The sequence below is a fragment of the Phyllobacterium trifolii genome (genome assembly GCF_014192095.1).
In the GTDB taxonomy this organism is placed as follows: Bacteria; Pseudomonadota; Alphaproteobacteria; order Rhizobiales; family Rhizobiaceae; genus Phyllobacterium; species Phyllobacterium trifolii.
Genome location: NZ_JACHXN010000005.1, coordinates 33,503 through 45,845 on the forward strand (window position 1 = coordinate 33,503; position 12,343 = coordinate 45,845).

The following is a 12,343-nucleotide window of genomic DNA, read 5'->3' on the forward strand; positions in this document are numbered from 1 at the left end:
CTCTCTCCCCCGCCAAATCAGGCGGTCTTCCGCCGCATGTGGCTGACGCTTCGCCATACTGCCGATACGAGGAAATAGAAGGCGCCGAGGCCGGCATACCCCGCAATATTGGCAATGGAAGGCGGTTCGGGCATCCGCGCCTGAGCAATAAAGAATACGCCGGCCACGGCAGATTGGCCGCCGCTGAGGACCATCGCCCACTGGCCGCCACTTGTCCTCCAGCGGCGAACGGCCGTGCCAAGCTGCAAGACACCCGAGAAGATGGCCCAGAGGCCAAAAGCACTCAGAACCCAATTCATGCTCATTGTGAGCACGACAACAACGGCGACCGTCATGACGGAACTGACGGCGACATTGATCGCCTGTGTTCGATTGTTGCCCAGCCCGCCATTGCGCGATGCATCTACGAAATTGGCGGCTGCATCCCAGGCAGGGTAGATGATTAGCAAGGCGGCGGCGATGGAAGCCGATTGCTGGCCGACAGTCAAAGCAGCTGCGACCCAGACGGCAGAAAACCCTGCTCGCGTGAAATAGTATCGCGTCAGCCACTGCTCCTTCTCGCGAGAAGCGACGGTCGTTTGGTAGTGTGTCATAGAGATATCTTTCCAGTTGTTGAGTGGGGGCATGAAAACGGCCGCTCAGCACGCTAGTATGGGCCGTCGTAATCGCCGGTCGAACCGGTGGGGCGCCGGAGCGACCAGCGACGGCGTGGCTTACATGGGTGGAACCACGCCGTTCTTTCCGACAAGGACCTGATGGGCGATGGTGCCGGTTGCAGCTTTCTCGGCCGGTACGAAGACGATGGCACCGGGAACGAGATCATCCTTGGTCGCCGGAGCAAAGGTCACGACAGGCGTGCCATCCGGTATGGAGATCTTCTTTTCCTTGCCATGATAGGAAACGGTGACCGTCCGGCCGTCGACGTCCTTGACTGCATTTGCCACGGTAGCATTGGTCATGCTGCTGTTAGGTTTAAGGTCCCAACCATAGCTGCCCTCACCTGCACCTTTCAGTGCCGGCGGGAAGATGAGCACTTCAAGGGCGCCGTCACCACCGCCTTGTTTCGGCAGAGATGCGATCCCGACAAAGTCGCCGGGCTTGATGTCAGTGACCTTTGCGTTTGCCACGCTGGAAACTTTCCAGTCGTCGGCGAGGGCGACATCGACGGTGTCTCCTTCGCGCGTCTTCACCTTCAGGGTGGATGCGCTGTAGCTGACGATGCTGCCCCTGACATGGATTTGCTCGGCCTTTTTATCTTCGGCATGTACAGGCGACGCTGGAATAACCATCGCCGCGATACCGGATAGTCCTAGCACGAGAGCGGGGAGAATATTTTTCATCATTTTGACCTTCCTACTGGTTGGTAGTTTCACTAGTTAAACTTGTCACTCCGGGGGGTTGCATCCGCCCGAAGTTTTATTGAGCGACCGTCGGAGACAGTCGCTGCAAGGTGGGCGCCAGAATGGCGGGGAACACTTCCGGTGTTCCGTAGGCCCGCGCTGAAAGCATGGCTCCGTGGACAGACGCCATGAACGCCTCAGCCTCGACGCGAGGTTGGCTTGACAGATTCAAAGCTCCCTCCCTGGAGCCTCGGTCCATGACTGAAGTCAGCCATGTCGAGAGAAAGCGGAAAAAAGCCTTCACCTCCTCCGCGATTTCCGGCGGCAACGCTGGCAGTTCACTTGCCAGCAGAGCGCACACACAAAAGGGCCTGCTTGAGTCCTCGATGCACCTGGCCCAGTGGCCCGCATAGGCTTTGAGGAGCTCGAGCGGGTCCTGCACGCCTTGCTCCAGAGCCGCCACACCCACTTCGGCGTCTTTACGATATTGCTTCACAAGCGTGCGGACCAAATCGACCTTGCTTGGGAAATGGTGATGGATGCTGGCCTTGCGAATGCCGACGACCCCCGCAATGTCAGCATAGCTGAAGCCGTTATATCCTCCGCTCATGATCAGTGTTAGTGCGGAAGCCAGGATTTCGTCGGATGTTGTCAAAAGGTTGCTCATGGCCCTGTCTACCTTCTGGTAGGGAGGCTGTCAAGAGGAAGGCGGAACTTCGGCTCCGTTACCCATCGGTCGAGACTGTGACAGACTTCCACGCCTCGATCTCCTGCTGGAGGCGCTCAATTCTATCCGACACATGCTTGAGGGCATCGCTGCCAAGCAAAAGCTGCGGTGGAGGATTATCGGACTCGACCAGGCTTAAAACGGCGGCCGCCAGTTTGTCTGGGTCCCCGAGCTGCCTGCCGCTTTTCGCCTGCCGCGCCTCGCGTACCGGATCAAAAAGGGCATCGTAGTCGGCGATTGATCTCTCCGTGCGGACCATCGATCGTCCGGCCCAGTCCGTCCGGAAGGAACCGGGGCAGAGGGCAGTCACGCGGACGCCGAACGGGGCCATTTCCGAGCGCATCACTTCCGATATGCCCTGAAGCGCGAACTTGCTACCGCAATAATATGCGATGCCGGGCATGGTGATCATGCCGCCCATCGAGGTGACGTTGACGATGAAACCACTGCGTCGCACACGAAACCTCGGAAGAAATGCCTTGGCAACCGCAACCGCGCCGACGACGTTCACGTCGAACTGCCGGCGCATCGCTTCTATTGGCGACTCCTCAAGTACCCCCTCGTGGCCGTAACCGGCATTGTTGATCAACACATCAACAGGTCCGTGCTCGTCTTCCGCCTGTCTGACGACATCCGGTATGCGGTCGAACTCTGTCACGTCGCAGAGGACTGCCTTGACCGCAGGAAGCGCTTCGGTGAGCGATGTGCGTGACGTCTCTGAACGGACAGTGCCAATCACTTTGTGGCCCATTTGGACGGCGGCGGACGCAATGGCGAAGCCGAAGCCAGAATTCGCTCCGGTGATGAAGAAGGTCTTTTGTGACATGATCTGCAAACTCCTTGATAACGACAGGATTGACAGATAATATGAGAAGGTGGGTGAATCGACTGCGGATTCTATGAATTTGTTGCCAAATCCTATCAATACGGAACCCCGGCGATCACGGCGACGTGAATTGGTCGGGCTCGCCGGTATCCTCGCCTCTCGTCGCGGATACAATCCAACCGCGCTCAATTGCGTCCGGATACTCCGCACGGAGGCTGTGCTCCATGACATTCCGGTCCTCTACAAGCCAGGGGCGGTGTTCGTATTGCAGGGAAGCAAGCAGGGCATTCTCGAAGGGGAAACCTACCTCTATGATGAGGAACACTATCTGGCCGTTTCAGTACCCGTTCCATTCCGGATGGAGTCAACGGCCAGTCCGGAGCGGCCACTGCTTGCGGTCTATGTCGAGTTCGACATGCAGATGGCCGCCTGGATCGCCATGCAAGTGGCTAATCACATAGAATTGGCGAACGACAAGCCACGATGTCTCGTGTCGAGCAGGATGGATGCCGATATCGAGGATGTCCTCATGCGCCTTCTGATGGCACTTCGCAGCCCCGTTGAAGTCGCTGTCCTTGGTTCCGGCATTTTGCGCGAACTGCATTACCGGGTGCTGGTTGGCCCGCAAGGCCGCGCGATGATCGCCGCTCTCCAGCAGAAAGGCACATCTGGAAAGGTCGTCCAAAGCCTCATCTGGTTGCGGGAAAACTATAGCTCCGAAATTTCGATCGCCGATCTGGCAAGAGAAGCGGGCATGAGCGCTCCTTCCTACCACGTCCATTTCAAGGGCTTCACAGGCAGCAGTCCAATGCAGTACGTGAAAGCGATGCGGCTCCACGAAGCAAGATTGATGATCGCTCGCCAGAGCAGGACGATCGCAGAGGTCGCGGGTTCAGTCGGCTACGCCAGCCCGGCTCAATTCAGCCGCGATTTCAAACGGCATTTCGGACGCACGGCCTCGGAAGAAACGAAATGGGTTCGACGTCACCTTGGCGAAATTGCCTGAACATCAGGACCGTCGGTTTTTGGCGTGCGGCCATGACGGCTCGCCCGCTATTGGCCAAAGCGAGTATCTAAAGTCCAGGCCACATTCCTCCGTCAAGCCGTAGATTTGCACCGGTGATGTAGCTGGCTCGAGGGCTGACGAGGAAAGAGATGGCATCGGCAATCTCTTCCAGCGTTCCAACCCGTCCCATAGGAACTTCAGCGAACAGGGGTAGCACCGTTTGTTCGATTTCCGTCCATGGCGCATTCGCCGCAAGCCCATGGTTGACTGCCACATTCCGGAAAGCCTCATCGAGGCTGACGCTATGGATCGTTCCCGGCGAAACGGTATTGACCGTAATACCATCCATGGCAACAGCCTTTGCCAGGGATGCGGTCATTGCGATCATGGCTGCCTTTGCTGCGGCATAGTCAGGTCTTTTGAAAGGAGGCATCAATGCCGCGAGGCTAGAAATGTTGACGATCCTTCCCCATTTCGCCTCCCGCATGCTTGGCAACAGACGCGAAGTGACCCGAACGGCCGCAAGGACGTTGCGATCATATCCCGCCGCCCACGTCTCGGCGCGCGTCGTTGCCCAGTCTTCCGTTTCGCCGGAGCCACCCGCATTGTTGACTACGATCTCGACGGGCTTGATGAAAGCCTGCGCCTCATCGACAAGGCGTTGCACCTCGGCGTCATTCGTCAGGTCGCCGATGACGACATGGGCGCGTCCGCCTTGGGCGATGATATTGTGAGCGACTTCCTCGGTCTTGGTCTTGTTGCGGCCGTGAACAATGACGATGGCACCCTCGCGCGCGAGCCCTCGAGCCACCCCTTCCCCGATGCCTTTGCTGCTGCCTGTGACCAGCGCAACCCTTCCATCAAGTTTCAAATCCATTACGTCACTCCCATGTTAGTGTCAGGATGTTATGAGGACAGGATGATGAGTGAAGCAATTACGCACTTAAAAGTGCCTATGGAACGCGAGGAAAAAGACGTCTGTCTTGGCCCGGATGGATCGGTTGCGCATGTGGCCAGAGTGCTGCGCATGATCAGCGGACGATGGAAGCTGCCGATCTTGTTCCGCCTGTTCGCAGAACCGTCGATGCGGAGTTCGCAGTTGTTGCGAGACATTCCAAACATCTCGCAGAAAATGCTTACGCAGCATCTCAGAGAGCTTGAGAACGACGGACTTGTGGTCAGGCGAGACTTTGGTGAGCAGCCGCCACGTGTCGAGTATGGTCTTAACGATTCTGGTCGCAGCCTTATGCCCGTCCTGATGTCGGCAAGGGAGTTCTCCCGCCTTCATCCTGAACGAAATACCAGGCTGAGTGGATGACCGCGTGCCGGCCGCGCCGGCACCGATGCGCGGTGGGCTTCCTTGGTCGTTCAGATGCCCGGCTCATTTGTAATTCCGACGTCGCTCGCAGAAGTGTCCTTGTGACCGTGCCCGAGTGAAGCCATTGGCGTCAGGGTAAAGCAGCGACGATCAGGAAGGCAGCAACTATTGCCACAACGTCCTCGATGATCGCGGCCGGCCGATCCTGGCCAAAGCTCCTGGCCAGACGTCCTCGGATGTTGGCGCCCGCCAGAGTGCCAATTCCTGCGCCGATCACCCCCGCGACAGCACCGCCTAAAGCCCAACCGCCACTGATTCCAACCGCCGCGCCACACAAGGCTCCCATGACAATACGTGTACCAAATTGCACCGGCACCTTTCGGCTTGGCGTGGACGGCAGTTGGTCGGTGACCAACTCGACGATTGCCAGGGCGGTAAATATCCAGGGTGTGAATGCATAACCGAGGAATGCGAGCCAACTGTCGCCGAGATGCAGCCAACCGAGGTGAGCAGCCCAGCTGATAGCTGCCGGAGCCGTCATTGCGCGCAAACCAGCTACAATCCCGATCAGAAGTGCCAAGAGCAAGATCATCATGTTCATTTGTCCAATCCGGCTGGCAGGTCTATTTCGATGTGAATATGACACGAACAAAGTTTGGTGCAACTCCAACGCGCCACAGCGTTCCGCGGGCAACCGCGCTTGAGTGGCTTGCGCTCGTATTGGCGCAGCCCCCTTTTCCGTTCACGGAATGGCGACTTTCATGTCCTCCCGAGCATATCTCTTCCGGTATTCCGCCGGTGTCACACCGACGCGCCGGACAAAGGCGCGCCGCAGCGTGTCGACATCGGCGAACCCGCATCGTCCGGCCACCTGCTTCGGAGCAGCATCTCCGCTCTCGAGCATTTCCCTTGCGGCGGTGACGCGCGCTTCCTCCACCCAGTCCCCCGGCGTCATGCCGACCTCCTGGCGGAAGAGCCTGGCGAAATGGCGTGAGCTTAGGCCCGTTCGCTGCGCAAGGCTTGCGACACTATGGTCTTCGGCGGGGTTCGCGGCGACCCATCGCTGCACCTCCTGTAGCGCCGACCGGCCAACGGGAGCCGCCTCGCCTTTCCGGCTGAACTGCATCTGCCCGCCCGGCCGCTTGAAGAACATCACGAGCTGTCCCGCCACCCTCATCGCCACCTCGCGGCCGAGATCTTCCTCAACCAAAGCCAGCGCCAGATCGAGACCGGCGGTGACGCCCGCGGCCGTCCACAGGCGGCCATCGCGGATGTGTAGTGCGTCGGCGTCCACACTCATCGCTGGAAATTCCCGGGCCAGCCGCTCGGCCACTGCCCAATGGGTCGTGGCCCGCTTTCCGTCCAGCAGGCCCGCCTGCGCAAGAAAGAACGCGCCGCTGCAGACCGAACCATAGCGGCGCATGGAGGGCGTGGCGGATCGCAGCCAATCGACTACTTGGCCATCGGCCGGCACGTTCGCCGCGTTCGGCGCACCCGCCACCAGCAATGTATCGATCTTCAAGTTCGGGCTTTCCCCGACGATCTCGTCCGGCATCAGCCGCGCGCCCGATGAGCTTCGGATGGCGCCCGGCCGGGTGCCAAGGACGCAGAGCTCATAGACCGGCCGGCCGGCCTGCACATTCGCCTCGGCAAAAACATCGAGCGGCCCTGACACATCCAGCAGCTGAACGCCGGGCACGGCCAGTATCGCAACCCTCAACAGCCCTCTCGGCATTGTCCATGTCCCTTTCCGGCGGAGAATGTCTGTATTCGTCGTACAACGACAATTGCGGCCAAACTAGCGCATCTCTTACACTTTGCCAACAGAAAGAAGGAGAAGTCCCATGGCATTGACAATCGAAGGGGTCAGCATCCCCGACAGCAAGCTCGCACGCGAGGTCACTGAACTCGTGCGCGACACCGCTTCGCCATTGTTGTTTCACCATTCGAGCCGTGTCTATTATTTCGGGGCGCTCGCCGGCAAGCATCGCGGTCTCGAGTTCGACCCGGAGCTTCTCTATACCGGCGCCATGTTCCACGACATGGGCCTCACCCATCGGCACAGCAGTGCGCATGAGCGGTTCGAGGTCGATGGTGCCAACGCCGCCCGCGATTTTCTGCGTGGACATGGCATCGCACAGACCGACATCGATCTCGTCTGGACCGCCATCGCGCTGCACACGACACCCGGCATACCACAGCACATGCACCCGGTTGTCGCGCTGGTGACTGCAGGCGTTGAAATGGACGTGCTCGGGCTGACCTATCCTGAATACAGCGATACGGAGCGGGAGACGGTTGCACACGCCCATCCCCGCAGCGATCACTTCAAGGAGGATATCATCCAGGCCTTCTATGACGGCATCAAGCACAAGCCCGACACCACCTTCGGTAACGTCAAGGCTGATGTCCTTGCCGACAAGGATCCGCATTTCCACCGGGGCAACTTCTGCAGCGTCATTCGCGGCTCGGCGTGGAAAGCGTAGCGGAATCAAGCCCGGGTCTTTTTTGTGTGCACTTCAATGACTATCTAAGGGTCAAATCGAAGCACATACAAAGGAGCCACGGCGATGTCCCGGCTAGACACGACCGTTCGCGTGTTCATTGTCGAAGGACGGTTGACGATAACGGCAATCAAATATCCATGCGCCAAGGACGCCTTGCACGCGGTACACAAACATCCGGTCCTGCAGGTGGAGGTTGAGGGTGAAGATATCATGTTGCCGGACGAGTTCATGACCTATTGCGCTGATCGCGGCCTGAAAAATTAACAATGGTTGGGTGAGCCTGCCCGCTCGCAAAAGTTACCAATAATTATGCAGAAGGCGGTTAAGTTGTCCTCAGGCAACAATAACGATGCATATCTGGCAGAGACGCGATGAGTCCCAACCAACCTGCAGAAGCGCTTGCGCTGCCCTTGCAGCACCTGATCGCCGCCGACCAGCTCCTGGCCGTGCGCCGCAGCATGCTCATTTCCGTTCCCGTCAGTATTATCCTGGGGTTGATCAGCCTGCTCGTGGCCCTTCACTACGGACAAGGACTGGCGGGGTTGTTGTGGTTTCTCGCCTCAAGCCTCGTGAATGCGGCCCGGATGCTTCTGTGCCGTTTCCCAGTACGGCTGCTTGATCCCGCCGGTCCGGTTGAGGCGAGGAACCTGGACCCGGCATCGGTAAAACAACATCTCTACTTGCAGTCGGTCATGGCGGCGACCTCAGGTGTCGTATGGGCTTTCATCGCAGTTCTGTGCGACGGTTATACCGCCCCGCAATCGGTATTTTACCTGGTCGTCCTGTGCGGAATTACTGCGGGCGCTGTAACCGCCGGTTTTGCCTATGCGCTGATGCCGATCTGTTACATTGTCCCGGTTCTACTGTCGGTTGCCGGTTGCCTCGTCTATGCCGGGGGTTTTGACCGGTATTGTCTGGCAGCAACGACGATAATTTACCTCGCAGCGCTCATACGCGGCGCACGGGAAAGCGAAGGACTGTTCCGGCAGTCGAGCAGGCTGAAGAACGAGGCCACCGCCATGGCGATCTCTCTGGAAGCGGCCAGGGATCAGGCGACGCAAGCCGCCGCCGAAATGGGACATCGCGCCGCCCACGATGAACTGACCGGGCTTCTCAACCGCAGCGGGTTCATGCAGGAGGTTGCAACCTTACCGTCCTCCAGCATGACCGGATTCGCGCTCATGCTTCTCGATCTCGATGGCTTCAAATCGATCAATGACGCCTTCGGTCATAAGGCGGGCGACAGGGTGCTTGTGGAAGTCGGCAGGAGGCTTCGTCAGAGTCTGAGTAACGACGTGCTTGTGGCACGTCTGGGCGGCGACGAATTTGCTGTTCTGCTGGACACCGCCAGTTATGACGAGACGCCGCCGATACTCGCCACCAAATTGATCGCTGCAATATCCATTCCGTTCGCCACCTTCGATGCCGGCCGTATCGGCGTCAGCATTGGCGTTTGTGTATCCAGCGAACGGGATGTCGACGAGATGCTGGTCCGTGCGGATGCAGCGCTTTACAGGGCGAAGTCACAGGGTCGTAATCGGCATTATGTATTCGACGACGACTTGCGCGATCACCTCGCGATGCGGCGCGATATAGAGCGCGACGTCGCCAAGGCATTGAGCAATGACGCATTGGAGGTCTGGTTCCAGCCAATTTTTGGAAATGGCGGGCGCAAGATTACCGATCTGGAAGCGTTGGTACGCTGGAAACACCCGCGGCACGGCTGGATTCCCCCAACAGATCTGGTAGCAGTCGCATCGTTCTCCGGACTTGCGGAACCGCTGTTCCGATACATATTGAAGGACGTCTGCACCATGATGCAGACATTGCGCGCAATGAACCTCGGACACTTGCGGGTGGCGATGAACATGTCTCCGCGAGAAATGTCTCAACTCGCTGTGGACGACCTGATAATCGCAAAACTGCGCAAACTCGATCTGCCGGCTTCCATGCTGGAGATCGAGATCACCGAGGACACGGCAAAGGATATCAGCTCGGTGCAAGGCAAACTGGCTGCCTTGGCCAAAGAAGGCGTGCGCATTGCCATCGACGATTTTGGTGTCGGCTATTCGTCAATGTCATCGCTTCGGCTATTGCATGTCGACCGGATCAAGATCGACCGTTCGTTCATCTACGGCATCGCGGAGTCGGTGGATGATCGCAAAGTCGTGCAGTCCATTCTCGGCCTTGGCAAGTCACTCGGAATCGAGGTCGTCGCCGAAGGCGTCGAGACTGAAGCCGACCTGCGCATTCTGCGGCAACTCGGATGCGTGACCATGCAGGGTCACTATTTTGCAAAGCCTATGCCGCATCACGAAGCGATCGACTGGATCAACCAGTCCAGATCGCTCGTGCAGTAAGATCGCCGGCAGAAACTATCGAATAGCGGGGATCGAGATCGGCCCGGCTGGATATGCGTATTCACTGTCAAGACCATTCTGATTTTAGAGTCTGCTGCGTCAGCTTGGAACCAAATATGAACCAGTGCATTTCGGGAGACCGAAACTTGCCAGATCCGGAGATCCGCCATGGTCGACACGATTGAAACGACGGCTTCCGCCATCGCCGCCAGCGCAAATCTGGTGAAAATGATCAAGCAAAAATTCAACTACACTGTCGAGGATCTCGCCGTCGCCTGCGGCCTGACCGTCGATGAACTCAACGGCATCGAGATGGGCGAGGAAACCGCCCCAGGGAAGTTGCATCGCATTGCCCATTCCGTTGGCCTTCCGGACGCTATTGCCGGTGCTGCCCATTAGGTCAGTCACCGTAGTCCGCCTGGTCTTCGTCCTGAACGGGGGGATGGTCATCGATCTCGGACTGATAAGCGAGAACAACAATAGCGAAGATTGCCAGAACTATGGTTAGGTCGTGCATCTGACTATCCTCCTTGCGCGAAAATAGCACCCTCGGTTCGAACGTCAAAAGCGTCCCGAGGTTGCGTTCAGTCTAGGTCTGTTCTTGGTCAAAAGGAGGCTCGACGGCGACGATTTCGGGAGCTTCGATCACGCTGCATTTACCAGCCTCTACTACCCCATTGCCTTCGCTCGAACTGGCATCCCCGATATGACAACCTTCGATGCGGGATCGTCGATCTTTCTCTCTACCAATTTCGCAATGATCGCATCGCGGATCGGTCCGGCATAGGCTGTCGGGCCAATGATGACGCGGTCGATGAGTTCGGGCAGTTCTATACCCATCACATTGTCGGCGGGGCTGTTTTTCAGCGGCATCCGGTAGACCGTCTGCGGAATTCCACCGATGACGTCATGGTGTTCGACCAATTGCGGCGATGGCCAGAGCTGCGGATTGGTCAAAACACGCCATTCGCGCTCGTCGCTCAGTCCCGGATGTTTGGAGCATGTCGCCGCGAAGACCAGCATCAGGAACAGCATTTCGATCAGTGCGGGTTTCGGTAGTTTCGACAGGAAATCCTTGTTGGCAGACACGCGCTGGGTAACGACCTTGAACTCATCGTCAAGCTGGTGCCGCGTCCAGTATGCCACCGGGCTCGAATAGGCTTTCAGGGCCTCCGTCACCTGCATGAAAGGCGCGACCTTGACGACAACGGCGATCCCGGTTTCGCCTTTTTCGTAGGCCCGCCACAACGACAGCCGGCCCGTGTCATTTTCAGCAGGATCATGTTCGGCGACCGACAGGACATAGGATTGGGTCCGCAAGCTCGGCAATGCTTGGTAGTATTTCTTGATTGCCTCACCCCAAACCCCCGGACTGCTGGCTTCAAGCGCCTTCGCCAGGGGCTCGCTGCTTTCCCCATCATTGTTCCACTGGTGCAGCTGCATGACCCCCTGTTCGACGTCGCGATAATCGTTCATGCATCGCGTGTTTCGAAACCGTATTTCCTCTTGATCGAGAATGCGAAACAGGTTCTCGGCGGTGGTGTAATGGACGAAGCGGGAATGCCCCTTGATGGCCAGGCGCCTGTCAAAAGTGGTCGGCATGAAGATGCTGAGCATCTTGACTACGTTAGGGTCCCAGTCTTCCAAAAATTCGTCCTCGACTCAAAATCACAAGATGTTCAAATGCGCACTGTTGGTAATGAAACTCAAGATTCGTTCCGCCTCACATGATGAAATCATTCACGGTCCAGTCATGGTCAAAATCGCCAACGACTGCGACAACCAGATCCGCATCGCCATCGCCGTCGGTATCTCCTTCTAGGTGGAGATAATCCTTGGGGTACACATTGTCCGGCACCACCATCCGCAATTCACCTGCACTGCCGGTAAAGTCACCGTTGCGGATGAAATGGAAATCCTGCTTGCCGTCGATGGTCGTATCCGCATCTATCGGTGAAACGTCGATCCTGTCGCCCTCCGCCGAGCTGAAAACGCCTATCGTATCGCCGTAAGCCTGTCCTTCGTGATCCTGATTGCCATGCTCGGCATAAAGAAATCGGAAAATATCGGTTCCGCCGTTGCCAATGAGAATGTCGAACCCAGCTCCGCCGGTCAGGATATTGTCATTGTCATCTCCCTCAAGAGAGTCGGCGTATTGGCTGCCGGTCAGATTCTCGACATTCAACAGGACGTCTCCAGACATCTCGCCCGTCATCAGGCTCACCCATGCCCCGCCATCGCCGAGCGTGTAGTCCACGG

General features: G+C 57.9%; 15 protein-coding genes. 6 read left to right on the forward strand and 9 right to left on the reverse strand.

Features of this window, described 5'->3' with window-relative positions:
• Positions 1 to 17 precede the first annotated feature (17 nt).
• The 4 genes from FHS21_RS09030 to FHS21_RS09045 all read right to left on the reverse strand — a co-directional run bounded on the left by FHS21_RS09030 (position 18) and on the right by FHS21_RS09045 (position 2,893).
• Positions 18 to 593 (reverse strand): DUF308 domain-containing protein, encoded by a 576-nt coding sequence (locus FHS21_RS09030; protein WP_112524726.1) that lies wholly within the window; start codon positions 591 to 593, stop codon positions 18 to 20.
• A gap of 120 nt (positions 594 to 713) precedes the next feature.
• Positions 714 to 1,343 carry a hypothetical protein gene (locus FHS21_RS09035; protein WP_183661712.1) on the reverse strand — a complete coding sequence of 210 codons (630 nt, stop codon included), beginning with the start codon at positions 1,341 to 1,343 and terminating at the stop codon, positions 714 to 716.
• 73 nt (positions 1,344 to 1,416) lie between these two features.
• Positions 1,417 to 2,007 carry a TetR/AcrR family transcriptional regulator gene (locus tag FHS21_RS09040; RefSeq protein WP_112524729.1) on the reverse strand — a complete coding sequence of 197 codons (591 nt, stop codon included), beginning with the start codon at positions 2,005 to 2,007 and terminating at the stop codon, positions 1,417 to 1,419.
• A gap of 58 nt (positions 2,008 to 2,065) precedes the next feature.
• Positions 2,066 to 2,893, reverse strand: a complete 828-nt coding sequence (locus FHS21_RS09045; RefSeq protein WP_183661714.1) for an oxidoreductase — start codon at positions 2,891 to 2,893, stop codon at positions 2,066 to 2,068.
• A 79-nt stretch (positions 2,894 to 2,972) separates the two neighbouring features.
• Between FHS21_RS09045 and FHS21_RS09050 the strand changes: the two genes are divergently transcribed.
• On the forward strand, positions 2,973 to 3,899 hold the full coding sequence (locus tag FHS21_RS09050; RefSeq protein ID WP_112525190.1) for an AraC family transcriptional regulator: 927 nt from the start codon (positions 2,973 to 2,975) through the stop codon (positions 3,897 to 3,899).
• Positions 3,900 to 3,966: 67 nt separating this feature from the next.
• On the opposite strand, the gene FHS21_RS09055 is transcribed toward FHS21_RS09050, so the two are convergent.
• Positions 3,967 to 4,776 carry an SDR family NAD(P)-dependent oxidoreductase gene (locus FHS21_RS09055; RefSeq protein ID WP_112524735.1) on the reverse strand — a complete coding sequence of 270 codons (810 nt, stop codon included), beginning with the start codon at positions 4,774 to 4,776 and terminating at the stop codon, positions 3,967 to 3,969.
• Between the two features lie 45 nt (positions 4,777 to 4,821).
• Here FHS21_RS09055 and FHS21_RS09060 point away from each other — a divergent pair, with 45 nt between their 5' ends.
• Entirely contained in the window at positions 4,822 to 5,217 is a 396-nt protein-coding gene (locus FHS21_RS09060) for a winged helix-turn-helix transcriptional regulator (RefSeq protein ID WP_112525192.1), read from the forward strand.
• A gap of 130 nt (positions 5,218 to 5,347) precedes the next feature.
• Here FHS21_RS09060 and FHS21_RS09065 read toward each other — a convergent pair whose 3' ends face one another.
• On the reverse strand, positions 5,348 to 5,809 hold the full coding sequence (locus FHS21_RS09065; protein ID WP_183661871.1) for a DUF4126 family protein: 462 nt from the start codon (positions 5,807 to 5,809) through the stop codon (positions 5,348 to 5,350).
• Between the two features lie 150 nt (positions 5,810 to 5,959).
• The gene (locus FHS21_RS09070) at positions 5,960 to 6,952 is read right to left on the reverse strand and encodes a GlxA family transcriptional regulator (protein WP_183661716.1); all 993 of its coding nucleotides are present in this window, start codon (positions 6,950 to 6,952) and stop codon (positions 5,960 to 5,962) included.
• A gap of 109 nt (positions 6,953 to 7,061) precedes the next feature.
• On the opposite strand from FHS21_RS09070, the gene FHS21_RS09075 reads away from it, so the two are divergent.
• The 4 genes from FHS21_RS09075 to FHS21_RS09090 all read left to right on the forward strand — a co-directional run bounded on the left by FHS21_RS09075 (position 7,062) and on the right by FHS21_RS09090 (position 10,483).
• Positions 7,062 to 7,703 carry an HD domain-containing protein gene (locus FHS21_RS09075; protein ID WP_183661718.1) on the forward strand — a complete coding sequence of 214 codons (642 nt, stop codon included), beginning with the start codon at positions 7,062 to 7,064 and terminating at the stop codon, positions 7,701 to 7,703.
• An 84-nt stretch (positions 7,704 to 7,787) separates the two neighbouring features.
• Positions 7,788 to 7,988, forward strand: coding sequence for a hypothetical protein (locus tag FHS21_RS09080; protein ID WP_112524744.1), 201 nt, complete (start codon positions 7,788 to 7,790; stop codon positions 7,986 to 7,988).
• Positions 7,989 to 8,095: 107 nt separating this feature from the next.
• Positions 8,096 to 10,084, forward strand: a complete 1,989-nt coding sequence (locus FHS21_RS09085) for a putative bifunctional diguanylate cyclase/phosphodiesterase (protein WP_112524747.1) — start codon at positions 8,096 to 8,098, stop codon at positions 10,082 to 10,084.
• Positions 10,085 to 10,252: 168 nt separating this feature from the next.
• Positions 10,253 to 10,483, forward strand: a complete 231-nt coding sequence (locus FHS21_RS09090) for an XRE family transcriptional regulator (RefSeq protein ID WP_112524749.1) — start codon at positions 10,253 to 10,255, stop codon at positions 10,481 to 10,483.
• Between the two features lie 270 nt (positions 10,484 to 10,753).
• Here the strand turns inward: FHS21_RS09090 and FHS21_RS09095 are convergent, their stop codons facing one another.
• Both FHS21_RS09095 and FHS21_RS09100 read right to left on the reverse strand, forming a co-directional pair.
• On the reverse strand, positions 10,754 to 11,731 hold the full coding sequence (locus FHS21_RS09095) for a DUF2971 domain-containing protein (protein ID WP_158482227.1): 978 nt from the start codon (positions 11,729 to 11,731) through the stop codon (positions 10,754 to 10,756).
• Positions 11,732 to 11,807: 76 nt separating this feature from the next.
• The coding region (locus FHS21_RS09100) for a calcium-binding protein (RefSeq protein ID WP_512699165.1) at positions 11,808 to 12,343 on the reverse strand (536 nt) is incomplete at its 5' end.